We start from the raw sequence: 25,413 nt of genomic DNA, 5'->3' as shown, positions 1-25,413 counted from the left end.
GGTGGGGAAGGATGAGTGGCCGGCGGGCGGAACGAATTGCCGATGGTCGGAAGTTAGTGCGAAACTACTCGCTTTGCTAAGCTGCCCATCATGAACGCCTTACCGCTTGTCTCGCTGCTCCTGGGTAGCCTCGCCTTAGGGTCGGCCATGCCGGTGGCCCCGCCAGCCGCGCCCGCTACCGAAACGGTAACGGTAGTGGTGTCGGCCCTGGCCTCGACCAACTCAGTGGTGAAGCTGAATTTTTACAACGACCCCAGTAAGTTCTTGAAAAGCGGGCAAATGGCAATGCAGCTGCTGGTGCGGCCCGATGGCAAAAGCACGCTCTCGATTCCAGTGGCGCTGGCGCCCGGCGAGTGGGCCGTGGCCGCATCGCAGGACCTGAACAACAACGACAAGCTCGACAAGAATTTTCTGGGTATCCCTACCGAGCCCTTCGCGTTCTCCAACAACGTGAAGCCGCGCCTCGCCGCACCGACCTTTCAAGAGTGCAAGTTCACGGTGGCCGGGCCGGGCCAGGTTGTGACCATCAGCGACTGGAACGACTTCTAGGCCCGAAACGGGTGGCTGCCGCGGGCCAGGCGCTCGGTTAGCTCCACGGCGTAGCGGGCGCGGGTTTCGGGGCGCTTGGCGTCGGCTACTTTGCGGGCGATGGCCCGGCGCATGGCGCCGCTTTGCCGCGCAAAAGCCGCTTCGGCCTCGGGCCAGGCCCCTAGGGCTTCGGCCAGCTCGGCGGGCAGGTCTACGTGGTCGGGGTCAGGGTCGGGCACTAAGTGCACTTCTACTTCTTGCCCAATGGCGAGCCCTAGGTGCTCGCACAGGTCTTTGCGCAGCATGAGGTAGCGCCCGCCGCCCGCCAGCGGCAGCAGCCCCAGGCGCTCGGGGTGGCCGTTGAGCGTGGCTACCACGCGCTTAGTGGCTTTGCCACCCACGGCCTGCCACGCCGCCTCGGGCACCACGAGTATTTGGGTAGGCATGAAGCTGGGGCCGCCGGCTTCGAGCACGGCCCGGAAGGCGGCAACGGGCGGAGGGGCCTGATTCATAGCGTTGTAAATCAGCGTAATTGGGCGGCGAGCTGGGCGGCTTCCTGTTGCAGCCACAGCGCATACGCCAGGGTGGCGGGCTGGGCCGGGAAGCCCTTGGCCGCCGCGCTCTGGGCCAGTGTGGTAGCAAAGCCCGCCTGGCGCCGGCGCTTGTCCACGTGGGCCAGGTCCTGGATGGGCCACACAAAGGCGATGGTGTGCTGCCGGCCGGTAGTGTGGTCGAGCACGGTGTAGCCAGTGGTTTGGGTACCGTAGACCTGCTCCTGGCCATCGTCCATGAGCTTGCGGTCGAGCATCTGGGCGTAGAGGGGGTAGGGGATTTCGCCGGCTTCGGCGGCGCCCTGCACCCAAATGAGGTACTGCGGAATCTTGTCGGAGTGCTGAAGCACGGCCCACGCGGCCTCGTTGGTGGGGCTGCCCACCAAGCTGCGGCCGGGGTAGCCGGAGCGCCAGATTATCTCCTCCACGCGGCGCAGGTTGGTGCTGTCGGTGCGGTGCATGGCGGCCAGCACGTAGGCCGATACTTGGGCCTTGGGCACGCCCAGGGCCGCGGCCAGCGAGTCGGCCTTGCCCTTGCGAAACCGGGCCATGAGCTTGCGGTAGCGCAAGTCCTGGCCCCGGATGCTGTCGAGCTCGTGCTGCAAGCGCCGGTCAAGCGGGCGCTGGGCCAGGGCCGGCAGCGCCGCCAACGTCAGCAGCAAGTACAGTAGCAATTTCATAGGATGAATGAGCCTGAAATTTGTTCCTAGGTTGCTTAAGGGTGGTTTGAGCTGATAAAAAGACGTTTGTCATTGCTTCGCTACGCTTGCAATGACAAACGTCTTCTGAAGCAATTCCTAGCCCTGCCGCACCTGGCCCTGGCCGCGCACGAGCCACTTGTAGCTCGTTAGCTCGGCCAGGCCCATGGGGCCGCGGGCGTGCAGCTTCTGAGTGCTGATGCCGATTTCGGCGCCCAGCCCAAACTGCGCCCCGTCGGTGAAGGCCGTGGAGGCGTTGGCGTACACCGCCGCGGCATCGACCAGGCGCAAAAACTGGTCGATGTGCGCTGCGTCTTCGCTGATGATGGCCTCGCTGTGGCGCGAGCCGTGGCGGGCAATGTGGTCGAGCGCCGCCGCGAGGTCGGGTACGGTCTTCACGGCCAGCTTATAATCCAGAAACTCAGTGCCGAAGTGCGCCTCGGTGGCCTCAGCCAGCAGCTCGGCGGGGTAGGCGCCGCTGAGCGCGGCGTAGGCCGGCGCATCGGCAAAAACCTGCACATGCGCCTCGGCCAGCGGGGCCAGCAGCGCCGGCAGGTCGGCCAGGCGGTGCTCGTTTAGGAGTAAGCAGTCGAGCGAGTTGCAGACGCTCACGCGGCGGGTTTTGGCGTTGGCCACGATGGCGCTGCCCGTGCCTAGGTCGCCGGTTTCGTCGAAATAGGTGTGCACCACACCCGCCCCGGTTTCGATGACGGGCACGCGCGCATTCTTGCGCACGAAGTCAATCAGCCCCTGGCTACCCCTGGGGATAACCACATCGACGAACCCTACGGCCGTGAGCAGCGCCTCGGTGGCGGCGCGCTCGGGCGGCAGCAGCGTCACGGCGGCCAGCGGCACGCCGTGCTGCGCTAGCACCGGGCCGGCCACCGCCAGCAGCGCCGCGTTGGAGGCCGCCGCGTCGGAGCCGCCCTTCAGCAGGCAGGCGTTGCCAGTCTTGAGGCACAGCGCCAAGCTGTCGAAGGTGACATTCGGTCGCGCTTCGTAGATGATGCCCACCACCCCTAGGGGCACGCGCACCTTGCTTAGCTGCAAGCCGTTGGGTAGTATTTGCTCGCTGAGCACCGCCCCTAGGGGCGAGGGAAGGTCGGCCACGTTGCGCAGGTCCTGAGCTATGCCTTGCAGGCGCTCGGGCGTGAGGCGCAGGCGGTCGTAGCGCGGGTCGGTGGCGAGCATCCGGGCCAGGTCGTGGGCGTTTTCGGCCAGTAAAAACTCGGTGTGCGCCACGGTGGCGTCGGCCAGGTCGCGCAGCAGGGCGTCGATAGTGGCGGGGGGCACGGCCGCCAGGGCGCGGCTGGCCTGCTGGGTGGCACTAAAAAAAGCGGAATAGTCGGTCATGAGGCAACGAAACAACGGCCTTGCAAAGAACGGCGCTGCGCCTCCAATCACTTCCCAGCTATCGGCCTACCAGGCGATTCCCCGGCCCAGCAGCTTAAATCCGACGGCTAGCACCAACACGGCCAGCGCCAGTGCCCAAGGTGACCCTAACGCCCCAATGGCCGTGGTAGGCACCACTGGGCTAGCTAGCGCCCGCCGGTAAGCCCGGCTTAGTACCATGGGGCTCGCAAACATATTGGCAATGATGGCTGGGTGCGGAGCGGGCAGCGCTAGCAGCACAAGTACCACCGAGCCCACCAGCCAGGGCCACAGCAAGAGGGCGCGCATGCCGCTGGTTTTGGCGCCTAGGTCGGCCTGTACGGCAGCCGGCAGCTGGCGCAGAAATAAGGGAGCGGTGCTGCCCATCAGCAGCAGCAAGCACCATAGGCTACCCGCCGCCACGGCCCACTGCACGGCGGTTGGCACGTGTAATAGCGCCACAATCTGACCCGTGTCGGCGCCCTTCGCTAAGGGTGCTATCATCCAGTAGCCAAAGAAGTTGATAAGGCCGAAGACACTCATGTAGAGCCAAAACAACGCGCTCGGGCCCACGCGCTCATTCCGGCGCAGCAGCAGCAATAGTATCGCGCCCTGTAGCAAGCTCACCACCGGCCCAGCCGCCGCAATGAGCCCGTGCGCTGTGCCGGAGAGCAGCTTATTGGTGTTAGAAACCGAGGTGTTGTACAAGATGGGGTGGTCGCCCACGGCCAGCGCCATCACGGCGTGGCCTACTTCGTGCAGCACGATGGTGAGTAGGTAGGCGGCGAGGTAGAGGCAAATGGCCGTGAAGGCTAGTTGGCGGGTGGCAGGTGGCATGGCGCGGTGAGCTGCGGTGAATGGGTGCCCCAAACCTAGCTCGCTCCTGCGGCCTGCGCTAAAAAAAACAGTACCCACTACGCAGCAAAGCCGCCCGAACCCGCGCCAGCGCCGCCCGAACCCGCGCCAGCGCCGCCCGAACCGTGGTGGCCCTACCTCTGCAATCGCCCAAAGCTGGGGTGGGTCGCTAGGTATCCAGGGTCAGAAAGAGGTAGTCGTAGTGCACCAGCGGGCGCTGGCCGTGCTGGCCTAGCCGCTCGCGGGCCTTGTCGGCGCCATACTCGGCCAGGCCGAACCCTAGGGCGTGCCCGTTTTCCTCGACTAGGCGCACCAAGTCTCCCTTCTGAAACTCGCCCTCGATGCGCACCACGCCCACCGGTAGCAGGCTGGTAGCCTGGCCGGCGGCCAGCAGCGCGGCGCGAGCGCCGGCGTTCACGTGCACCGTGGCCTGGGCCGTTTGGGCGTGGGCCAGCCATTTTTTGGTGCCTGAGGCGCGCTTGCTGGGCTGAAACCAGGTGCTAATGGCCGTTTCGGCCAGGATGCCAGGCAGAATGTCGGGCGTCTTGCCATTGGCGATGTGCACGCTGATACCTAGGCGCGCTACTTTGTGGGCAATGGAGCATTTGGTGAGCATGCCGCCGCGCCCAAACTGCGAGCGCGTGGCCGTCACAAACTCGGCAAAGCCCGTATCGGCCGGCGCAATGTGCCGAATAACTTTGGCCCCCGGCCGCGCCGGGTCGCCGTCAAAAATGCCGTCCACGTTGCTCAGAATCAGCAGTGCGTCGGCATTGAGCATGCTGGCTACCAGGCCCGCCAACTCGTCGTTGTCGGTGAACATGAGCTCCGTGACCGAAATCACATCATTCTCATTCACAATGGGAATGACGTTTTGCTGGAGCAGCTCCTGGAAGCAGTTCTGCATGTTTTGGTAGTGCTGGCGGTCGCGGAAATCTTCTTTGGTCACCAGCACCTGCGCGCCCAGCAGCCCGTGCGGCGCCAGCAGCGCGGCGTAGAGGCTCAGCAGCTTTACCTGGCCCACGGCGGCCAGCAGCTGGCGGCTGCGCACGGCATCGGCCTTGGGCGATAGCGTGATGAGGCTGCGCCCCGCCGCCACCGCCCCCGACGACACTAGAATGACCTCGCAGCCCTGATTTTTCAGGCCCACTATCTGGTCAACCAGCTCGCTCATGCGCGCCTCGTCGGGCAGGCCGTTGGCTTGGGTGAGGACGTTGGAACCGATTTTGACAACGAGGCGGCGGTAGGGCAGGGGCATAGGGCAAAAGTAAAACCGGCAGTCTTGCTACACCGCAGCATAATCGCGCGTAGCCTATTGGCGGCGGCTACTCAGGCGCGGCAATCTATTTACAGCAAAAAGCATATATTTAAGGAATGGCTAAGCTGAGAACATCCCTGCTCCTGAGCTGCCTGCTAGCGCTTGGGGCGTGCAACCCCGATAGCAGTGCCCTAGATAGCTCCGAAAACCTAATAGCCTCGCCTTCCAATGTGGTGCAGGCGCTGACTTTAGACGTGCCTTGGTCGTGCTGGCAGGTCAGCTCGAAAAAAGAGGACGAGTCGTTCTCGATTACGCCCGAGCAGGGACTGCGCCTGCTAAAGGCCGCTGAATGTGAAAACCGCCGTCTAAATGAGGCATATCCGCAGCAAACCCGCATTACAGTAGCGGTGCATATGCCCAATCGCACCGCTGATACTGTGGTGTACATGAGGCGGGTACCGCTTTACTTTTCAGATAGTACCATCGGTAGAGCAGCTGGCAAGTTGCTGCGGTTGGCGGGCTTTCCCGATTCGGCTAACCCTTCGACTGCTATCATCCAAGGTGCAACCGGTCGGTATAGTGTCAGCGGTTACCTCCGGGCTATCCGAACGACTACGCCATTGATAGTCTTGTTACCCATGAAAATCAAGGGGCAAAAGGTAACGCCCACTATTTACAACGCGGCATGTGCTCGTGTGAAAATGCACATGATGCTCTAGACGTAGCTGACAAAGCAATAGCCCGAGCATAGAACTGCGCGTTTTCGCTGCTCTATGCTCGGGCTATTTTGCTAAGGCACCTATGCGCTATAGCTTTACGTTTGCCAGCTGCTTGTTGATAAAATCAACCTCTTCAAAGCTCAGCTGCACGTCCATCGCCTTGGCGTTTTGGGTGGCTTGCTCGGGGTTGCGGGCACCCACCAGGGCCACCGTGATGCCGGGCTGCGCCAGCGTCCAGCGCAACACGAGCTGCCCTAGGGTGGCGTTTTTGGTTTCGGCCATCGGGCGTAGCTTGTTCAAAAAGTCGTTGACGGCCGTCACGGCTTCGGGCTTGAACAGCTTATTGGTGCTGCGCAAGTCGCTAGCGTCGAAGTGCTGGCCGGGCTTCATCTTGCCAGTCAGCAAGCCCAACTGCAACGGGCTGTAGACCAGAATGCCTAGGTCGTGCTGCTGGGTGTAGGGCACCACGTCCTTCTCGATGTCGCGGCGCAACATGCTGTAGGGCACCTGGTTCGAGGCCAGCTTGATGGTTTTTTCGGCTTCCTCCATCTGGGCCACCGAGTAGTTGCTGACGCCCACGGCGCGCACCTTGCCCTGCTCGATGAGGCGCTGTACGGCCTCCATAGTCTCGTCAATCGGCGTGGTCACGTCGGGCCAATGCTGCTGGTAGAGATCGATGTAATCGGTACCTAGGCGCTTGAGGCTGTCCTCGCACTCCTTGATGATGCTGTCGCGGCTGGCGTACTTATACACGTCTACGTCCTGGCCGTCGTTGTTCTTGGTTTTCATCGCAAAGTCGCCTCTGCTATCGTCCCAACGCATGCCGAATTTGGTGAGCACCTGTACTTTGTCGCGGGGCAGGCTCTTGATGGCCTCGCCCACAATCTGCTCGCTCAGGCCCATACCGTAGATGGGCGCCGTATCGATGCTGGTCACGCCTAGGTCGTAGGCGGCGTGGATGGCGCCCACGGCGTCGTTTTGCTCGGTGCCGCCCCACATCCAGCCGCCGGCCGCCCAACTGCCAAAGGTGATGCGCGATACAGTGACGTCGGACGAGCCTAATTTCTGATATTTCATGAGTTACGTAAAATCTTAAGGGGAAATGCTACTTAGGTTTACCGCCGGGCCGGGCTGAAGGTTGCGCCTGAGTTGGCCCGAGCGCTGGGCAGTAGCGGGGGGCGCGAACTTTGTAGTTCGCGTTTTTGCAACGTACGAACGGCGTAGAAACGCGAACTACAAAGTTCGCGCTACTAGCTTCTGGCGCTGAATTCGTACCAAAGGCAGTGAAAAGCAAACATTTCGCTGCCCCCGCGGCTTCGTGTTTTTTGGTTATTTCCCTAGCCTCAATTCCCCATGAAAGTTGAAATTTGGTCCGATGTGGTGTGCCCATTCTGCTACGTCGGCAAGCGCAAGTTTGAGAAGGCCCTAGGCGAGTTTGCGCACCGCGAGGACGTGCAAATCGAGTGGAAGAGCTTCCAGCTCACCCCCAACTTTGTGCCCGTGCCCGGCGAGAGCATCCACGCCTCGCTGGCCAAGAAAAAAGGCGTGCCGGAGGCCGAAGGCCGCCGCATGAACGACCAGATGACGCTAATTGCCAAAGAAGTAGGCCTGCACTACAACTTCGACAATACCATCCCGGCCAATACGTTTCTGGCGCACCAGCTCATCCACTTTGCCGCCCACCAGGGCCAGCAGGCCACGATGAAAGAGCGCCTGTTCGCCGCCTACTACCTCGAAGGCCGCGACCTGAACGAGCTGGACACGCTCCTCAACCTGGCCGCCGAAATAGGCCTCGACCCCGACGCGGCCCGCCAGGCCCTGGAGGCCGGCACCTACGCCAACGAGGTGCGCCGCGACGAGTACGAGGCCCAGCAAATCGGCGTGCGCGGCGTGCCGTTCTTCGTGTTTGAGGACAAGTACGCCGTGTCGGGCGCCCAGCCCAGCGAAGTATTTGCCGAAGTCTTAGGTAAGGTTTGGGACGAGGCGCACCCTAAAGCCCGGCCCACTATGCTAGCCGACGGCCCCGCCTGCGGCCCCGAGGGCTGCGACTAACTGCTGTAAAATAATTAGTTAGCAAAGGCCCGGCGCGGCGCGCACCGGGCCTTTTTGTGGCCTGCCCGCCCGGCTTGCCGCGCCGCTTCATAGCTTCGCCACTTGGGCGGGCGTATGCTTGCTCAGGGTGATGCAGCGTTAGCTGGTCGGCCGCGCTTTTTGGCTTTTGGATATGAGTTTTTTGAAGAAGACAAAACAACTAAGTGCCACCCGGGCCGTGCGCTGGCTGGCGCCGCTGCTGGCCCTAGGTGGCCTGGCGGCCTTCCGGCTGCCCGCCGCCGACGACAACCCGGTGCGGGTGCTGGCCGAGCGCGTGGCCGCCTTTTACAACAGCGCCCGGCCCGAAAAGGTGTACCTGCACCTCGACCGCCCCGTGTACGGCACCGGCGAAACCATCTGGTTCAACGCCTACCTGGTGGACGCCCTGCGCCACCGGCCCGACTCGCTGAGCAAGGTTTTGTACGTGGAGCTGCTCTCGCCGCAGCGCCAGTTGGTGGCTCGCCGCACGCTGCGCGTGGCGCCCGGTGGCCTTGCCAACGGTGACATCGAGCTCGATGACAGCCTGCGGGCCGGCACCTACCTGCTGCGCGCCTACACCAACTGGATGCGCAACCAAGGCCCCAACTTCTTCTACCAGCGCCAGCTACAGGTGTGGCCCGCCGCGCCCAAGGAGGTCGATGCCTCGGGCGTGACACCCGCCGCCAGCCGGCCCGGCGCCGCTCTAAAAACCACGGCTGGCAAGGTCGATGTGCAATTCTTCCCCGAGGGCGGCGCGCTGGTAGCGGGCCTGCCCGCGGTGGTGGGGTTTAAGGCGCAGGCGGCCACCGGGCGCGGCGCCACCGTGAACGGGCAGGTGCTCGATGCGCAAAACAAGCCCGTGGGCGCGGCCTTCAAAAGCCAGCACCTAGGGATGGGCCGGCTCAGCTTTACGCCCGCGGCCGGCCAGCGCTACCACGCCCGCGTGACCCTGGCCGACGGCACCGCCGCCGACTACCCGCTGCCCGCCGTGCAGCCCAGCGGCTACGCCCTGCACGTGGTCGATAGCGGCGATGCCTTTGAGGTGGAGGCGCGCTACGTGGGCGCCACGCCGCCCGGCCCGGCGCTGCTCTTGACGGAGGTGCGCGGCTACATCATCGGGCTGGCCCCGCGCCCGCTCACCTCCGATGGCAAGCCCGTGAGCTGGCACGTGCTCAAGAGCAAGTACCCCAACGGCATCGTCCATTTCACGCTCTTTAATGCCCAAAGCCAGCCCCAGGCCGAGCGCCTGGCCTTCGTGCAGAATGGCCCGGCGGCGCTGCGCATCACGCTCACGGCCGACAAGGCGGCCTACGGCGTCCACGACCGCGTGCTGATGAAGGCCCAGGTGACCGACGCTAGCGGCCAGCCCGTGACTACTCGCTTCTCGGTGGCCGTGGCCGAGCAGGGCGCCGCTACGCTGGATGCTACTGCCGAAAACATTGCTTCTAACCTACTGTTGACCTCCGACCTGGCGGGCTACGTGGAGGCGCCCGGCTACTACTTCGGCACGCCCACCCCCGAAACTACCCGCGCTCTCGACGATTTGCTGCTGACCCAGGGCTGGCGGCGCTTTGTGTGGAAAGACCTGCTGGCTGGCCCCGCGCCCGTGCCGCAGTACAACATCGAGCAGGCGCTGGCCCTCACCGGGGTCGTCACGGGCATGGGCCACGCGCCCATCCCCAACAGCCAGCTCACGTTTATCGAAAGCAAGCCCGTCAAGCAGTTTCTCACGGGCACTACCGATGCGCAGGGCCGCTTCAGCTTTGTGGGCTTCGATGGCAAAGACACGGCCGTGGTGACGCTGCAAGGGCGGCGCACCGGCGGCGGCGCCAACGTGACCGTGCGGCCTGACCTAGGGGCGCCCACCGCGGGTATCCCGCTGCCGGGCCTGCCCAATATCGCCACTCCCACGCCCGCCGTGGCCGACTACCTCAAGCGCAGCCGCCAGCAGCGAGTGACCGAGCGCCAAAACATGCCCGCCGATGATGTGCGCAACGTGCGCCTGGCCGACATTGCCGTGACCGGCCAGCGCGAGCGCAGTATCATCCCGGCCAACGATACCCGGCGCCTCATCCCCGGCGTGGTGGCTAATACCATCATCAACTTTGCCGATATGCCGGGAGCGCAGTCGGGCATTCCCATCTTCTCGCTGTTGCAAGGGCGGGTGGCGGGCCTCACCATCAGCGGCAGCCCGCCCAACCAGAGCATCCAGATTCGGAACTCGGGCACACCCCAGATTATCCTGGATGGCCAGCGCGTGGAGGCCGACGTGATAAATTCCATCAACTCGAACGATGTCGAGGCTGTGGAAGTGTTCAAAGGTACCGAGGCCGCCATCTTCGGCGCCAGTGGCGGCGTTATTGCCATCTACACCAAGCGCGCTAACAAAAACTACAAGGCCCCTACCGGGCCGGGTACCGCCAACCCTAGCCTAGTGACGGTGAAGCTGCCCGGCTACTACCAGACCCGCGAGTTCTACCGCCCCCGCTACGGCGCGCCCGTGCTCAACGCCCCCGAGTCAGACCCCCGCCGCCTCACCATCTACTGGAACCCGAGCCTGCAAACCGACTCTAAGGGCGAGGCCGAATTCACCTTCTACACCGCCGATGGCAGCGGCAACTACCAGGCCACTGCCGAGGGTCTCACCCTCACCGGCGAGCCCGGCCGCGGCACTGGTACTATCTACGTGACGCCCAAGCGGTAGCATTGCTTTCCTTGTAAAGAGCCCGTTTAGCATGTCGTTGACATGCTAAACGGGCTCTTTACAAGGAAAGCAATGCTACTTTAGTCAACTACTGCTAGCGCCGCTGAGCTTGCCATTCGGCAAGTAGCTGTTTGATTTCCAGTAGTGTTTGGTCACTACGGCGAGCGGCCACTGCCTGCTCAGCTTCGTGGATTAGCTCCTGTAATTCAAGCAATACCTTTTCTGACTCTCCCGCTGATGGCAGAATGACCGCTTGGCTGCGAGCTAATCCGGCCTCAAATTGGCGCAATAAATTGCCTAATTCTGCTCTATGGTCTTGCATCGGGAAGATGTGCGTGAGGGATATAGAAGATGATTCCAGCGCTGCGTTACCGCGCCGTGCTACCAAAACTGCTTTTGTTAGGCAACCACCACTTCCTCAGCCCCTAGGGTCACCAGCAGGTGCTGGGCCATGCCCACGCTGCGGATGCCGTCAAAGGTCACTTGTAGCTTGTCCTTCTGCTCCTTCATGCGGGCCGTGCGCGGGTGCGTCTGAATAAAGTTGAGCACGCGCCCGAACTGCTCGCCCTGGAAGTACGCCTCGGTGCCAGCCCCGGCGGGCAGGTAGGCGCGCAGGGTTTCGCGTTTTAGCGTCACCTTCTCGAAGCCCAGCTGGCTGGCCAGCCAGCGCAACTTCACCACGTCTATCAGCACCTGCACCTGCTCGGGCAGCGGCCCAAAGCGGTCGATGATGCTGTCTACCAGTTTTTGAAGCTCCTCGGGCTTCTGCGCCCGGTCGAGCTTCGCGTACAGCTGCAAGCGCTCCGACACGTTGCCTACGTAGGTGTTCGGAATGAGCACCGGCAGGTCCGTCTCAATCTGCGTTTCCTTGGGGCCGCTGTTGAGGGCGCCGGCCGCCATTTGCAGGCGCTGCTGGCTGGTGCTGCCCAGGCCTTCGCCCAGGAACAGGTCCCGGAACTCGGTCTCCTTCAGCTCCTGCACGGCCTCGTCCAGCACCTGGTGGTAGGCCTCGTACCCTAGGTCGTTGATAAAGCCCGACTGCTCGCCGCCCAGCAAGTTGCCCGCCCCCCGGATGTCGAGGTCGCGCATGGCCACGTTGAAGCCCGCCCCTAGGTCCGAAAATTCCTCCAGCGTGTTCAGGCGCTTGCGGGCGTCGGCCGGCAGGTTGGCCACGGGCGGCGTCAGTAGGTAGCAATACGCCTTGCGGTTCGAGCGGCCCACGCGGCCACGCATCTGGTGCAAGTCGCTCAGGCCCGTGAGGTGCGCCCGGTTGATAATGATGGTGTTAGCGTTCGGAATATCCAAGCCGCTCTCGATAATGTTAGTCGAAACCAGCACGTCGTACTCGCCCTCCACAAACTTCATCATGCGCTTTTCCAGCTCGTCGCCCTCCATCTGGCCGTGCGCCACGGTCACGCGGGCGTTGGGCACCAGCCGCAATATCATGGCGGCCATTTCCACGATGTCGCTGATGCGGTTGTGCACAAAAAACGCCTGGCCGCCGCGCTTCAGCTCCCGCGCAATCGCGTCACGGATAATGATTTCGTCGAATACTTGCAGCTCCGTTTGCACCGGCTGGCGGTTGGGCGGCGGCGTGGCAATCACGCTTAGGTCGCGCGCGCCCATCAGAGAGAAGTGCAGCGTGCGCGGTATTGGCGTGGCCGAGAGCGTGAGCGTGTCCACGTTCACCTTTATTTCCTTGAGCTTGTCCTTGGTCTTGACGCCGAATTTTTGCTCTTCGTCAATAATCAGCAGCCCTAGGTCCTTGAATTGTAGCTTCTTATTGGTGAGTGCGTGCGTGCCGATGAGAATATCGGTTTTGCCCGCCGACACGCGCTCCATCGTTTCCTTTATCTGCTTAGTTGTTTTGAAACGGTTGATGTACTCCACCGTTACCGGCAGGTTGGCGAGCCGGTCGCGGAAAGTCTTGTAGTGCTGCATCGCCAGGATGGTCGTGGGCACCAGCACCGCCACCTGCTTGCCGCCCACCGCCGCCTTAAACGCCGCCCGAATAGCTACTTCGGTCTTGCCAAAGCCCACGTCGCCGCAGACCAGCCGGTCCATGGGGTGCGGTTGCTGCATGTCGTTTTTCACGTCCTCGGTAGCCTTGGCCTGGTCGGGCGTGTCCTCCCAAATAAAGCTCGACTCCAGCTCGGCCTGCATAAAGTCGTCCTTCGGAAAGGCGAAGCCCGGCGCCGTCTTGCGCTTGGCATACAGCCGAATAAGGTCGGCCGCGATGTCCTTGACCTTCTTCTTAACCGACTTCTTCTTGTTCTCCCACTCCGGCGAGCCCAGCTTACTCATGGTGGGCGGCGAGCCCTCAGCGCCACTGTATTTAGCAATTTTGTGCAGCGCGTGAATGCTCACCGTCAGCACGTCGTCGTCGCGGTACACCAACCGGATGGCCTCCTGAATGTGCCCGCCAATCTCAATCTGCGTCAGCCCCGCGAAGCGCGCAATACCGTAGTCCTGGTGCGTCACGTAGTCGCCGGGCTGCAAGGTTTTGAGCTCGCGCAAGGTCAGCGCCTTTTTCTTCGAAAACTTCTTGGTTTCCTGCGCCCGGTAGTAGCGCTCAAATAGCTGGTGGTCAGTATACACGGCCAGCCCTAGGTGCTCATCTACGTAGCCTTCACGCAGAGCAATCAGCAGGTGCTGAAACTGCACATTCGGGTCCAGTTCGTCAAAAATGGTACGCAGCCGGTCGGCCTGCCGCACCGAATCGGCGGCGATGACAGTCGTGAAATCCCGGACCTTATTCTCCCGAATATTCTTTATCAGCCGGTCAAAATCTTTGTTGAAGCTCGGCTGCGGCTTGGCCGTAAACTGAAAGTCCTGGGCGTTTTTAAAGTAAAACCGCTTGCCAAACTCGACGATGGCAAACTCGTCAAAGCACTTTTTAAGGCTCTTGCCGGCCTCGAACAAATCGCTGGGCTTTGACACAATCTGCATGCCGCCTGCTTCTTCCAACAAACGCTTGAAGTTGCTCTCGGCCTTGTCAAACAGCTCGGTCACAATGTCCAGCGTCTGGCGCATGTCCTTCACCCACAGGCAGCTGGTACGCGGCAGAAACTCCAAAAACGACTCGCGCCGCTCCTGCAACAGCTTGGTTTGCACGTTCGGAATAATACTTACCGACGTGCGCGGCTCCACCGATAATTGCGTTTCAGGGTTGAACGTCCGGATGCTCTCAATCTCGTCGCCAAACAATTCCAGCCGGTAAGGCAGCTCATTGGCGTAGCTAAACACGTCCACGATGCCACCGCGTATCGCGTACTGCCCCGCCTCATACACGAAATCTGACTTCTCGAAGTCGTACTGGCCTAGCAGCTCACCCAGGAAATTTACGTCCAATTTGTCGCCCACCTTGGCCGTAAAGGTGTTCTGCACCAGGCTTTGGCGGTTGATAACCTTCTCGCTCAGCGCCTCGGGGTAGGTCACGATGAGCGGGGCCTTCCCTAGGGCCGCCACGCCAGTCTGCCGGCTGGCATTGAGCTGGTTAAGCACCTCGGCGCGCATGAGCACGTTGGCGTTTTCCGTCTCGTCAAACTCGTACGGCCGCTTGTAGGAGCTCGGAAACAGCAGCGCCTCGGGCCCATCGGGCAGCAGGTGGCGCAGGTCGGCCATGAAGAGCGTCGCCTCCTCCTTGTCGTGCAGGATGAATACATTGGGGTGCGCGTGGTGGGCCGCGGCGGCCACTACCACCGCATCCTGCGAGCCCACGAGGCCGCGCAGGTGCACGCGCAGCTCACCGCCCCGCGCCGCCTCGTCGGCCGGGCGCGCGTCGGTGGGGGTGTAGGCAGCTAACAGGCGGGCGCTGAGGGTTTGAAGTTCGGCGTCGAAGCGGTATAAGCGAAGAAAATCAGCTACTTGCACAGGGCTATTATTCGTGGTCGGCGTAAAAGCACCTAGCCCGGCCGGGAGATAATCCGGTCGGGCCAAGCGCTGCCTTCATACAGTATCGGCAGGGCGAAGGTTTCCGACGAGTTGGTTTTAGCTAGCCAGATTAGCAATTTTTGCTTGCCGCGCGGCCATCACCAGCACTTTTATCGTAACTTGGCCAACTATTACAAGTATATTTTATGAATCCGCGTGACTTGCCCGAAGTGGTAGCTAAATTAATTATGGAGATGCATGAGGCGCAGGCCAAATTGCGCGGCTTGCGTGAGGATATGCAGGCCATGCCCGACCGTATCGGCATGGCAGTTGTCAAGTCATTGGAGTCCTTTCTCAAGCGCTTGCTCGAACACGACGGCCAGGTGAAAAACCATGAGCAGCGTCTCAATCGCCTCGAAAATCCACAAGCATAAGTAGTTGCGCGGTTCTGCTCACCTGGCCATCGGCCTCATTACGGGCGTGGCCATTGCGGGCCTCGTGCCCGGCATCCCGTTTTCGCTGCCCGGCATTGCGCTGGCTGGCTTTTCGGCCCTCGCCCCCGACCTCGACCACCCCGAAAGCCGCCTCAGCAAGCGCCTGGGCTTCACGCAGGGCTACGTGCGCTGGGCTTTTGGGGGCGTGGCGCTGGCACTGGCGGCCTATGCTTACTGGCAGCTGCGGCCCGGCCCCGACCAGCGCCTAAGCTACACCGCCGCGCTGGCATTTGGCCTCATCGGCGTGGCCTTGCAGGGCGGCTCGGCCCGGCGCTTGGCGCTGCTGTTCACGGGGCTGGGCACGGTGCTCATTGGACTTTATACACAATTTTTATGGCTTAGTTTATTAGGTACGTTTATCGCGCTGGCGCCCTTTACCTCGCACCGTTCTTGGACGCATACCATTTGGGCGGCTGCGCTTTGGACCTATATCGGTGACCTGGCCAACCGCAACCTGGGCTGGCACGGCGTGGCGTATTTTGCGGGTGGCGGCTATATATCTCATATACTGGCTGATACACTTACCAAGTCGGGGGTGCGGTGGCTGCTGCCGCTTACTGACTACAGTTTTAAAATTCCGTTGATGAGCACCGGGTCCAAATCGGGCAACATCATGGAGGCCGCGATTTGCCTGGGTTACGGGCTCCTGGTGCTGGGCTTAGTAATCGGTCACCTAGGGTTTTAAGCGCTAAGAGTTGCGGTTATCGGGGCAAACTGTTAGTTTCGCGTTGGAACGAGTGGCCGGCTGGGGCGAAAGTATTCTAACGTGAACTATACAGTACGGTCAACTTTTGGCCGTGGGCTAGTCCTTATTATCTGATTTATAGTTAGTTGCTTGCGCCGTTTCAAGGTTATCAATAAGTTATCCGTTCTATCAGCACTAAAACTCTACCCCCACTTAATACCCCATCTTTATGAACCAGATGAACAGTCCCCTCATCCGGGTCGGCGTTTTTTACGACGGCAATTATTTTCTAAAAATTAGCGACTACTATTATTTTCAGCACGAGCGCAAGGCCCGCATTAGCCTCGAAGGCCTGCACGAGTTTATTCGCCATCAAGTAGCTGAAGAAGAAGATGTTGATGTGCGTCTGGCGCAGGTAACTACCGCTCACTTCTTCCGGGGCCGCCTCTCGGCCACCGAGGCCCGCGATAAAGACCGGTTGTTTCACGACCGCCTGCTCGACGACATTCTGATGAACCTAGGGGTGTGCACGCACTACATGCCCCTCAAAACCCGCGACGGCCGCCTCCAGGAAAAAGGTATCGACGTGTGGCTGAGCCTCGAAGCCCTCGAAATGGCGCTGCACAAAACCCTCGACGTGGTGGTGCTCATCGCCGGCGACTCCGACTATGTGCCGCTCATTCGCAAGCTCAACACCGTGGGTACCCGCGTGATGCTGCTGAACTGGGATTTCAAATACGAAGACTTCAAGGGCGAAACCCGCGTAACGCGCGCTTCGCAGCACTTGCTGGAGCAGGCTACCTACCCGGTAGCCATGCACGCCGTCATCGACCGCGGCTTGCAGGAGCAGGACGAGGTAGTTGAGAATATGTTCGTGACGCAGAGCGAGCCCGCGGCTTTCGCGCCCTCTACCAACGGCTTCAACTACGCCGGGGCAACCGCCTCAACTCCGCCCGCCGCCGGTGCGGCTGGCGCCGCTACTCCGGCAGCCGCCGCTGCTGCGGCCGGTGCGCCGCGCGTGGTGCGCACTAGCGGCCCCACGGCCGCCGGCCCCGTGGGCACGGTGGGCATCAGCACCATCAAGAACCTGAAGAACGGCTTCGGCTTTGTGATAATGCCCCCGAATAACCTGTTCTTCTCCTACGCCGACTTGTCGGAGGGGGACTTCAACGACCTGCGCGAAGGTGACTGGGTAGAGTTTACGGTGGGCCGCAACCACCGCGACGAAGACTGCGCCCGCAACGTGCGCAAAGTAGCCGCCCCCAACCTCACCGGTGACGAAGATGTTGACTACGAGCCCGCTGCCGTAGGCCAGGCGCTCAGCGCCACGCTCTAAGGCAGCGTTTTCGCTGTAATTCAAAAGCCCGAGGCGCAAGCTTCGGGCTTTTTTAATTGGGCGTAGCGGTGGCCGCTGCTGTGCCCCTAGGGTAGCAGGGTGCCGAGCTCGCCCAGGCGCTTGAGGGCGGGGTAGCGGTTGAAGGTGCCCTGGCCCTGCGCTACGGCGGCTTCGGCTGGCTCGCCGGCTATCTGGCGGTAGATGGTGCCGCTGCACACCAGTAGCGACTTGCCGGCGTGGTCGACCTGGGCGGTGGCTCGCAGTTCGTCGCCCAGGCGCACGGGGTGCAAAAAATTAAGCTTGAATTCGACCGTCGAGACCAGCTCGCCGGTGGTGAAGGCCAGCGTGAGGGCCGCGGCCCCAAGCACGGCATCCATGAGGCCGGCCAGCACACCGCCGTGCGCCACCCCCGGCGACGAAAGATGCTCGGGCCGAATGACCATGCGGTACTCGGCCTGGCCGGGCGCGGGCACGCTCAGCGTCATGCCGTTGGCTTGGCCATAGGCGTTTATGTGGTTGTAGCCAGCCACCAGGGCGGGCCATTCGGGGAGGGGATGAATCGACACGGGGGCGCAAACTAACGTAGAAGGCCCACCAGTTGGGCGCCCGAAGATGCGTCTGACCAAGCCAAACCCACTTACCTTTACCCAAAATTCATGTAGCTGCCTAGGTGGCTGCGTGCTTCCTCCCGTTACTGTTATGCCTTCCTTCGACATCGTCAGCAAAGTAGACCCCCAGACGCTGGAAAACGCCGTGAACACGGCCAAGAAAGAACTATCCACCCGCTACGACCTGCGCGACACCAAGGGCGGCATGGAGCTCAACAAAAAGGATAACACCATTCTGCTCAGCTCCGAAAATTCGATGCGCATTAAGGCGCTGGAAGACATTTTGTTGACCCGCGTGGTGAAGCAGGGCATCGATGGCACCGCATTCGACTTCACGGCTGAGGAGCAGCCCAGCGGCAACCTGGTGAAGAAGACCATTAAGGTGCGCGCCGGGGTGGACAAGGAAGCGGGCCGCAAAATCATCAAGACTATCAAAGACAGCAAAATCAAGGTCGAAGCCCAAATGCAGGACGACCAGATTCGGGTGAGCGCTAAGAAGATAGACGACCTGCAAGCCGTCATCGCCCTACTGCGCCAAGCCGACAACGGCCAGCCCCTGCAGTTTGTGAACATGAAATAGACCGCAGATTTAACGGATTTAACGGATTGCGCAGATACGCCCCGCTGCGCGGGGCTGACTATGCTGGCGCGGTTTGGTGAGTTCGTATGTGCGTTTTGATTTTGTTTATTTTAAGGCAAGCAACTGTATTTGAGTAAGCTACGGGTAGTTGCTCGCCAGCTCTCCCTGCTTCTCCGTTACAGCACAGCCTCTTTCTAGTTTTTTCATTCAGCGCGGCGCCAGCATAGTCAGCCCCGAGCAGCGGGGCGCATCTGCGCAATCCGTTAAATCCGTTAAATCTGCGATAATGTACGATTTCTCCGCTTTTACCCATGCTGCCGCCTGGGTTAGCCTGCTAACCCTCACGCTGATGGAAATCGTGTTGGGGATTGATAACATCATCTTTATCTCCATCACCGTCAACCGGCTGCCCGAAGAACAGCAGGCGCGGGGCCGCACCATTGGCCTGCTGCTGGCGCTGGTGTTTCGCATTGGCTTGCTGCTAAGCATTTCCTGGATTGTAGGACTGCGCTCGGCGCTGTTTACCCTGCCGCTGCCGTGGCTCGACGAGCCTTTCCCGGTGAGCGGGCGCGACCTTATCTTGCTGGTGGGCGGCTTGTTTTTGATGTACAAAAGCACTACTGAGATTCACACCAAGCTGCAAGGCGAGGAGGAAGATGAAAACGCGGCCGGAAAAGGCAAAGCCACGCTGCCCCAAATCATCGTGCAAATCATTATCATCGACATTGTCTTCAGCTTCGACTCCATCCTGACGGCCGTGGGCCTGGTCGACAACGTGCTGGTGATGATAGCGGCCGTTATCTGCGCCATGGGCGTAATGCTGGCCTTCAGCGGCGTAGTGGCCACTTTTGTGAATAAGAACCCGACCATCAAGATGTTGGCTTTGTCGTTCCTCATTATGATTGGCTTTATGCTGGTGATGGAAGCAGCCCACAAGGAGGTTGAAAAAGGCTACCTCTACTTCGCCATGGCTTTCTCGCTGATAGTCGAGCTGCTGAACATGCGCCTGCGCAAGAAGCCGAAAGCCGCGCCCGTGGCGCTGCGCGACTCGCAATACGACTAGTCGTCCTAGGGGGCACGATTACGCGAAAACCCCGTTGAGCCGATTGGCCCAGCGGGGTTTTTTGTGGTCCTGGGTGCGTAGAAATTCTTAGAAGCGGTGCCCAGCGCTATGCGCCGGGGCCAGCGGGCAACTCGGCGAGGCTGCTGAGGATGCGCTGCTCGGCCAGGTCGAGCAGGCGGCGATTCAGCTCACTGCGGTGCGGGCGATAAAAGGCGAGCTCTGCCTGCGTAAACAAGCCTGTGACCAGGCCAATGAGCGTGGCTCGCAGGCGGGCGTTGCGGGCCAGCAGCTCGGTGAGGGCGGGGCGCAGCGTGGCTTCCGGGCTACCTAGGGGCAGACGGTAGTCGAGGGCAAAATCGGCCACGGTGGCCAGCAGCACCGCGTGCTGTAGCTTGAGCAGCGGGCGCAACACCTGGTGCTGGAAGTCGGCCACGGTAGCGGGCGTGGGGATGGCGGGCGGCTGGCCCTCCACGTGGGGGCGCAGGGCCAGCAGCGCGGCATCGGGGCGGGTAGCGGGGAGGGGAGTAGACATAGCCCATGGGCATACGGCTGCGCCGGAAGCGTGGCCGTAGCGCGCACGGAAAGCCCGCGCTACGGCGCTGCTACTGAAATACCGCCAGCTTGCTGAGTACGTCCCAGAGCACCACGCCGGCCGCTACGCTCACGTTGAGTGAGTGCTTGGTGCCGAGCTGCGGTATCTCCACCGCCACTTCGCACAGGGCCAGCACCTCGTCATCGACGCCAAACACCTCGTTGCCCAGCACCAGCGCCAGCGGCCGCCCTAGGGTGGGCTGAAACTGCGGCAGCTGCACCGAGCCGGTGGTTTGCTCCACGGCCACGAGCTGGTAGCCAGCGGCTTGCAGCTGCTGGGCGGCCTCCAGGGTGGTGGGCACGTGGGTCCAGGCCACCGATTCGGTGCTACCTAGGGCCGTTTTGGTAATTTCGCGGTGGGGCGGCTGGCCCGTGACGCCGCACAGGTACAGACGCTCGAGGGCAAAGGCGTCGGCGGTGCGGAAAACGGCGCCCACGTTGTGCAGCGAGCGCACATTATCGAGCACCAAAACGACCGGGCTTTTGGGCGTAGCTTTGAAATCGTCCACGGGCAGGCGATTGAGCTCCTGCATGGTGAGTTTGCGCATAGAAGTAGCGCGAACTTTGTCGTTCGCAATAAGGGTTTTTATTTCTGGGATTCCTCGCCTAGCACTTGCTGGCGCGGAATGCCGCTCGATTCGTTAGCTTTTACAAACAACGCGAACCCCAAAGGTCGCGCTCCGCTCTGTGTCTACCACTTCTGCCCCCGCCGCCCCGTCCGCCAAGTTCGCTATCAAGTCGCTGGGGCCTGACCACATCAAGCCCGCCGCGGTGATTGATACGCCGCTCATGCGGCAGTATTACCAGCTCAAGCAGCAGCACCCCGGCGCGGTGCTCTTGTTTCGGGTGGGCGATTTTTACGAGACTTTCGGCGAAGATGCCGTGACGGCGGCCCGCATCCTGGACATCACGCTCACCAAGCGCGGAGCCGGCACGGCCAGCGAAGTGGCGCTGGCGGGCTTCCCGCACCACGCCCTCGACACCTACCTGCCCAAGCTGGTGCGCGCCGGCCAGCGCGTGGCCATCTGCGACCAGCTCGAAGACCCCAAGCTAGCCAAAGGCTTAGTTAAAAGGGGTATAACCGAGCTCGTGACGCCCGGCGTGAGTCTGCACGACAACACCCTCGAACGCCGCCAAAACAACTACCTCGCCGCCGTGCACTTCGGCAAGACCGAGGCTGGCATCTCGTTTCTGGACATCAGCACCGGCGAGTTTCTGGTGGCGCAGGGCACCCTCGACTACCTAGGGAAATTGCTGCAGAATTTCCGGCCCGCCGAAGTCTTGTTTTGCAAGAAAAGCCGCCGCGATTTCGAGGAGCAGTTCGGCCCCGATTTCTGCACGTATGCCTTGGACGAATGGGTATTTGGCCACGACTATGCCCATGATACCCTCACGCGGCACTTCCGCACCACTTCGCTCAAGGGCTTCGGTGTCGATACCATTAAGGAGGGCGTCATTGCGGCGGGCTGCATTTTGCACTACCTGGCCGAGACCAAGCATACTGATATTCAGCACGTAGCCAGCCTGGGGCGGCTGGAAGAGGATAAGTACGTGTGGCTCGACCGCTTCACGGTGCGCAACCTGGAGCTGGTGCAGGCCCAGCACCCCGGCGGCGTCCCGCTCATCGATATCTTAGACCAAACCCTGACGCCGATGGGCGCCCGCCTGCTGCGCAAGTGGGTGGTGCTGCCGCTGAAAGAAGTGAGTCAGATTCAGCGGCGGCTCGACACCGTGGCGGCCCTCGTGGCCGATGCTGAGCTACTCGAAGCGGTGCAAATCCAGCTGCGCCCTATCAACGACTTGGAGCGTCTCATCTCGAAGGTGGCCGTGCGCCGCGTGAACCCGCGCGAACTCTTGCAGCTGGCTAGGGCGCTGGAAAGCATCGCGCCGCTGCGCGAAAAGCTGACCGCCTCGGGCGTGCGGGCCCTGGAAAAGCTCGCCGACCAACTCAACCCCTGCACCACGCTGCGCGCCGAGATTCAGGCCAAAATCCGGCCCGATGCGCCGCTGCTCACCAACCAGGGCCACGTCATTATGGACGGCGTGGATGCCGAGCTGGACGAGCTGCGTGGCTTGGCATTTACGGGTAAGGACTTCTTACTCAAAATGCAGCAGCGCGAGCAGGCGGCCACAGGCATTTCGTCCTTGAAAGTGGCTTATAACAAGGTGTTTGGCTACTACCTCGAAGTCAGCAACGCCCACAAAAGCAAGGTGCCGCCCGAGTGGATTCGCAAGCAAACGCTGGTGAACGCCGAGCGCTACGTGACCGAGGAGCTGAAGACCTACGAGGAGAAAATTCTCAACGCCGAAGAGCAGCTGTTCGTCATTGAAGCCCGTATCTACCAGGAAGTTGTGCTGGCGGCGCTCGACTTCGTGAGCCAGGTGCAGCAGAACGCCCGCGCCGTGGGTGTGCTCGACTGCCTAGGGTCGTTTGCGGCCACGGCGCGGCAGCACCGCTACGTGCAGCCGGTGGTGAACGACGGGCCCACGCTCGATATTAAGGCGGGCCGCCACCCGGTGATTGAGCGCGGCCTGCCGCCCGGCGAAAGCTACATCCCCAACGACATCTGCCTCAACCAGGACGAGCAGCAAATCGTGGTGATAACCGGCCCCAACATGGCTGGTAAGTCGGCCTTGCTGCGCCAGACGGCGCTCATCGTGCTGCTGGCCCAGATTGGCTCGTTCGTGCCCGCCGACGAGGCGACCATCGGGATTATCGACAAGATTTTTACCCGCGTGGGCGCTTCCGACAACCTGAGCAAGGGCGAAAGTACCTTCATGGTGGAGATGACCGAAACGGCCAGTATTCTCAACAACCTCTCCGACCGCAGCCTGGTGCTGATGGACGAAATCGGGCGCGGCACCAGCACTTACGACGGCATCAGCATTGCCTGGGCCATCGTGGAGCACCTGCACAACACACCCAAGGCACGCGCTAAAACGCTGTTTGCCACCCACTACCACGAGCTTAACCAGCTCGCCGACGACTGCCCTAGGGTGCGCAACTACAACGTGGCCGTGCAAGAGGCCGACGGCCGCGTGCTGTTCCTGCGCAAGCTGCGGCCCGGCGGCTCCGAGCACTCGTTCGGCATCCACGTGGCGCGCATGGCCGGCATGCCGCCCGCCGTGGTGCTGCGCGCCAACGAAATCATGCACCACCTAGAGCAGGAGCGCACCCAAACTGGCCAGCCCGACGCCGATGACCCCAACGCGCCCACCGACTTTGACGACGTGCTGGCGGGCCTCGACGACGCGCCTAGGTCGGCCCAGCCCCGACCCCGCGCCACCAGCGCCATGGCCACGCGCCCCACGCTCCAGCTCAGCATGTTCGAGCCCGGCGACCCCAAGCTAGAGCAGCTGCGCGAGCTTTTGCAGACGCTAGATATCAATACGCTAACGCCGATTGAGGCGCTGCTGAAGTTGCAGGAGTTGAAGGGCTTGGTGTAGGTGCGAACCTCGCCGCCCGCGAGACCCCACAACCTACCGCAAATAATGCGTCCGCAGCAGCCGCATGGCGGCGGCGGCATCGGCCACGCACACGCTGCACGCCGTGCCCACGCCGTTCACGGGACCCTCGTATTCCCAGGTGAAGGTTTTGGGGGCGGCGCCCTGGGCGGTGCTGACCAGCAGCGTGTTGCCGCTGGGTACCACGTACAGCGTGCGCCGGTCGGGAAACTGCGTCTTAAAGCCGCCCTGACCTAGGCCGGCGTAGCGCAGCGGCGTATCCTGGCGGTCTTTGCCGTGGGCGTAGTGGATGTCGGTGCGGCGCTTATTGTTTATCCAGAAGCTGAGGTGTTCGTAGCCGGCCGTGCCGGGCTGGCCGTAGCCGTAGTTGGCCACCCGGTTTTGGGCGAGGGCCGGGCGGGCGGCGAGTGCGCCGAGCCCTAGGGCAATGGCAAAGGCGTAATACTTCATACAGGTAAGCGGTGCGAAATGGCGGGGAGCGGCTAACGCAGTACTACGCAAACCAGCCACGCAAAGCTGCGCGGGCCTGGCCCGGTAACGCCATCAAAATGAGCGCGGCCCGGTGAACCCCACGCGGGCCGCGCGTGTTTGAAAGAATCCGCTGGTCCAGCGTCTAGCGTACGTTTCAGCTATCCGACTTTTCCTTCGCCCCAACTCATGACTAAGCTAGTATCGGCCGTTCTTGGCCTCGGCATTCTGGCCCTCACGGCCTGCGGCTCGCAGCAGCCCGCCCAGGCGCAAACCCAGGCGCCCGCCCCGGCCGCCGCCGTGCTGACGGCCTCTACGGCGGGCTTCGCGCCCAAAAACACTGCGGGCCTGGCCCAGGCCACCTTTGCGGGCGGCTGCTTTTGGGCGCAGGAAGAGGCCTTTGAAGAAATAAAAGGCGTGAAGCAGGTAGTGAGCGGCTACGCGGGCGGCACAGTGCCGCACCCCAGCTACGAGCAGGTGGCCGACAAGCAAACCGGCCACACCGAAACGGTGAACATCTACTACGACCCCAAAGTCATCAGCTACCAGACGCTGGCCAGCATCTTCTTCACCGCCAGCCACGACCCCACGCAGCTTAACCGCCAGGGCAACGACACGGGCCCCGAGTACCGCTCGGTGGTGTTTTACCGCACGCCGGAGGAGAAAAAAGTAATTGAGCAAACCATTGCTAAAGTCAACGCCTCCAAGCAGTACGACGCTAAAATCGTGACCGAAGTAGTACCCTTCAAGCAATTTTGGGATGCCGAGGACTACCACCAGGGCTACTACCGCCTGCACCCCGAAAACCCCTACATCGAAGCCGTATCGGCCCGTAAGGTTGAGCACGTGCGCACCCTTTTTCCGCAGGAGCTGAAGCAGGCGCTGTAAGCGGCGCCCCCAAGTAACTTAAACCAAGAGCCCCGCCGGATGCGCCCGGTGGGGCTCTTGGTTTATAATGGGAGATGGAGCCCTAGGTCGTCGGGAGCGTTTGCTCGGCGCTAGCGCTGGCCACGGCCGCCCAGTTGCGGGCCGTGGCAGCATCGGCAAAATACTGGGTATCGTACGGCACGTGTGTGGTAGCGCGCTGCATAATGTTGTCGATGCCCATGCGGTTGAGGCCGTCCTGCGAGACGACGATGGCCAGGCGCTGCACGCCCAGCCGAGCGAAGTCCGGAAACCACACTTCGTTTATCCAATCTTGGTCGGCGGGGCGGATGGCCCGCAGCAGCACATTGTTGGCCACGTAGCTCCTAATGCGGTGCTGGCGGGCCAGGCGCAGCACCTCCTGCAGCGAGGTGCGCAGCTGCTCCGAGTTGACAAACCCCAGCCATTCGGTTTCGATGGTAGCGCCCACCGAATAGTGATGCAGTAAGAGATAGGAAGTGCGATAAATAATAGGCATATAATCCAAAAAGAGCGTTTTTTACGGATAAAAATAGCAGTTTAACCTGTTGCGTAAAGATAAGGCCACGGCCGAGGGCGCCGCAAGTAGCCTAGGC

23 protein-coding genes are annotated in these 25,413 nt (G+C 61.8%); 10 read left to right on the top strand and 13 right to left on the bottom strand.

The genetic code is table 11. The features are described from left to right. The first annotated feature begins 90 nt into the window (after nucleotides 1-90). Nucleotides 91-549, top strand: coding sequence for a DUF2141 domain-containing protein (locus ACFSDX_RS15385; protein WP_382315062.1), 459 nt, complete (start codon nucleotides 91-93; stop codon nucleotides 547-549). Here ACFSDX_RS15385 and ACFSDX_RS15380 read toward each other — a convergent pair. The 6 genes from ACFSDX_RS15380 to ACFSDX_RS15355 form a co-directional block, all read right to left on the bottom strand. Then, nucleotides 546-1,040, bottom strand: a complete 495-nt coding sequence (locus ACFSDX_RS15380) for a YdeI/OmpD-associated family protein (RefSeq protein ID WP_382315061.1) — start codon at nucleotides 1,038-1,040, stop codon at nucleotides 546-548. The two genes, ACFSDX_RS15385 and ACFSDX_RS15380, sit on opposite strands and share 4 nt — an antisense overlap. Before the next feature lie 11 nt (nucleotides 1,041-1,051). After that, on the bottom strand, nucleotides 1,052-1,759 hold the full coding sequence (locus ACFSDX_RS15375) for a hypothetical protein (RefSeq protein ID WP_382315059.1): 708 nt from the start codon (nucleotides 1,757-1,759) through the stop codon (nucleotides 1,052-1,054). A gap of 117 nt (nucleotides 1,760-1,876) precedes the next feature. Then, nucleotides 1,877-3,130, bottom strand: coding sequence for a glutamate-5-semialdehyde dehydrogenase (locus ACFSDX_RS15370; RefSeq protein WP_382315057.1), 1,254 nt, complete (start codon nucleotides 3,128-3,130; stop codon nucleotides 1,877-1,879). 66 nt (nucleotides 3,131-3,196) lie between these two features. Beyond that, nucleotides 3,197-3,985 carry a hypothetical protein gene (locus ACFSDX_RS15365; protein WP_382315055.1) on the bottom strand — a complete coding sequence of 263 codons (789 nt, stop codon included), beginning with the start codon at nucleotides 3,983-3,985 and terminating at the stop codon, nucleotides 3,197-3,199. Nucleotides 3,986-4,172: 187 nt separating this feature from the next. Next, entirely contained in the window at nucleotides 4,173-5,258 is a 1,086-nt protein-coding gene (gene proB, locus ACFSDX_RS15360) for a glutamate 5-kinase (RefSeq protein ID WP_382315053.1), read from the bottom strand. A gap of 806 nt (nucleotides 5,259-6,064) precedes the next feature. Next, nucleotides 6,065-7,054, bottom strand: coding sequence for an aldo/keto reductase (locus tag ACFSDX_RS15355; RefSeq protein ID WP_382315051.1), 990 nt, complete (start codon nucleotides 7,052-7,054; stop codon nucleotides 6,065-6,067). A gap of 276 nt (nucleotides 7,055-7,330) precedes the next feature. On the opposite strand from ACFSDX_RS15355, the gene ACFSDX_RS15350 reads away from it, so the two are divergent. Then, nucleotides 7,331-8,029, top strand: a complete 699-nt coding sequence (locus tag ACFSDX_RS15350; protein WP_382315049.1) for a DsbA family oxidoreductase — start codon at nucleotides 7,331-7,333, stop codon at nucleotides 8,027-8,029. Between the two features lie 172 nt (nucleotides 8,030-8,201). Beyond that, a complete protein-coding gene (locus ACFSDX_RS15345; protein WP_382315047.1) occupies nucleotides 8,202-10,751 on the top strand; it encodes a TonB-dependent receptor in 2,550 nt (849 codons plus the stop codon). 94 nt (nucleotides 10,752-10,845) lie between these two features. On the opposite strand, the gene ACFSDX_RS15340 is transcribed toward ACFSDX_RS15345, so the two are convergent. Both ACFSDX_RS15340 and mfd read right to left on the bottom strand, forming a co-directional pair. After that, complete coding sequence (locus tag ACFSDX_RS15340) at nucleotides 10,846-11,073, bottom strand: hypothetical protein (protein WP_382315046.1); 228 nt, start codon at nucleotides 11,071-11,073, stop codon at nucleotides 10,846-10,848. A 77-nt stretch (nucleotides 11,074-11,150) separates the two neighbouring features. Continuing rightward, complete coding sequence (mfd, locus tag ACFSDX_RS15335; RefSeq protein ID WP_382315044.1) at nucleotides 11,151-14,624, bottom strand: transcription-repair coupling factor; 3,474 nt, start codon at nucleotides 14,622-14,624, stop codon at nucleotides 11,151-11,153. A 206-nt stretch (nucleotides 14,625-14,830) separates the two neighbouring features. Here mfd and ACFSDX_RS15330 point away from each other — a divergent pair, with 206 nt between their 5' ends. From ACFSDX_RS15330 to ACFSDX_RS15320, 3 genes are all read left to right on the top strand, one after another. Beyond that, complete coding sequence (locus ACFSDX_RS15330) at nucleotides 14,831-15,058, top strand: hypothetical protein (RefSeq protein WP_382315042.1); 228 nt, start codon at nucleotides 14,831-14,833, stop codon at nucleotides 15,056-15,058. Nucleotides 15,059-15,062: 4 nt separating this feature from the next. After that, nucleotides 15,063-15,803: a metal-dependent hydrolase gene (locus tag ACFSDX_RS15325; protein ID WP_382315040.1), complete on the top strand. Its 741-nt coding sequence runs from the start codon at nucleotides 15,063-15,065 to the stop codon at nucleotides 15,801-15,803. Nucleotides 15,804-16,032: 229 nt separating this feature from the next. Further along, entirely contained in the window at nucleotides 16,033-17,139 is a 1,107-nt protein-coding gene (locus ACFSDX_RS15320) for an NYN domain-containing protein (RefSeq protein ID WP_382315038.1), read from the top strand. Between the two features lie 86 nt (nucleotides 17,140-17,225). Here the strand turns inward: ACFSDX_RS15320 and ACFSDX_RS15315 are convergent, their stop codons facing one another. Then, nucleotides 17,226-17,705: a PaaI family thioesterase gene (locus ACFSDX_RS15315; RefSeq protein WP_382315036.1), complete on the bottom strand. Its 480-nt coding sequence runs from the start codon at nucleotides 17,703-17,705 to the stop codon at nucleotides 17,226-17,228. A gap of 133 nt (nucleotides 17,706-17,838) precedes the next feature. Between ACFSDX_RS15315 and ACFSDX_RS15310 the strand changes: the two genes are divergently transcribed. Both ACFSDX_RS15310 and ACFSDX_RS15305 read left to right on the top strand, forming a co-directional pair. Beyond that, complete coding sequence (locus tag ACFSDX_RS15310) at nucleotides 17,839-18,327, top strand: YajQ family cyclic di-GMP-binding protein (protein ID WP_382315034.1); 489 nt, start codon at nucleotides 17,839-17,841, stop codon at nucleotides 18,325-18,327. Nucleotides 18,328-18,613: 286 nt separating this feature from the next. Then, nucleotides 18,614-19,390 carry a TerC family protein gene (locus ACFSDX_RS15305; protein ID WP_382315032.1) on the top strand — a complete coding sequence of 259 codons (777 nt, stop codon included), beginning with the start codon at nucleotides 18,614-18,616 and terminating at the stop codon, nucleotides 19,388-19,390. 106 nt (nucleotides 19,391-19,496) lie between these two features. Here the strand turns inward: ACFSDX_RS15305 and ACFSDX_RS15300 are convergent, their stop codons facing one another. Together ACFSDX_RS15300 and ACFSDX_RS15295 are read right to left on the bottom strand one after the other, a co-directional pair. Beyond that, entirely contained in the window at nucleotides 19,497-19,922 is a 426-nt protein-coding gene (locus ACFSDX_RS15300; RefSeq protein ID WP_382315030.1) for a hypothetical protein, read from the bottom strand. A 70-nt stretch (nucleotides 19,923-19,992) separates the two neighbouring features. Then, nucleotides 19,993-20,529 (bottom strand): RNA methyltransferase, encoded by a 537-nt coding sequence (locus tag ACFSDX_RS15295; protein ID WP_382315028.1) that lies wholly within the window; start codon nucleotides 20,527-20,529, stop codon nucleotides 19,993-19,995. Nucleotides 20,530-20,770: 241 nt separating this feature from the next. Between ACFSDX_RS15295 and mutS the strand changes: the two genes are divergently transcribed. After that, nucleotides 20,771-23,428: a DNA mismatch repair protein MutS gene (gene mutS, locus ACFSDX_RS15290; protein ID WP_382315474.1), complete on the top strand. Its 2,658-nt coding sequence runs from the start codon at nucleotides 20,771-20,773 to the stop codon at nucleotides 23,426-23,428. Nucleotides 23,429-23,461: 33 nt separating this feature from the next. On the opposite strand, the gene ACFSDX_RS15285 is transcribed toward mutS, so the two are convergent. After that, complete coding sequence (locus ACFSDX_RS15285; protein WP_382315026.1) at nucleotides 23,462-23,896, bottom strand: hypothetical protein; 435 nt, start codon at nucleotides 23,894-23,896, stop codon at nucleotides 23,462-23,464. 207 nt (nucleotides 23,897-24,103) lie between these two features. Between ACFSDX_RS15285 and msrA the strand changes: the two genes are divergently transcribed. After that, nucleotides 24,104-24,802 carry a peptide-methionine (S)-S-oxide reductase MsrA gene (gene msrA / locus ACFSDX_RS15280; protein WP_382315024.1) on the top strand — a complete coding sequence of 233 codons (699 nt, stop codon included), beginning with the start codon at nucleotides 24,104-24,106 and terminating at the stop codon, nucleotides 24,800-24,802. Between the two features lie 82 nt (nucleotides 24,803-24,884). On the opposite strand, the gene ACFSDX_RS15275 is transcribed toward msrA, so the two are convergent. Then, entirely contained in the window at nucleotides 24,885-25,316 is a 432-nt protein-coding gene (locus tag ACFSDX_RS15275; RefSeq protein WP_382315022.1) for a hypothetical protein, read from the bottom strand. Between the last annotated feature and the right edge of the window lie 97 nt (nucleotides 25,317-25,413).

Source organism: Hymenobacter bucti (genome assembly GCF_042681145.1).
GTDB classification, from domain to species: domain Bacteria; phylum Bacteroidota; class Bacteroidia; order Cytophagales; family Hymenobacteraceae; genus Hymenobacter; species Hymenobacter bucti.
Note: the sequence above shows the minus strand (reverse complement) of the source record. Positions and strands in the feature narration are given on the sequence as shown.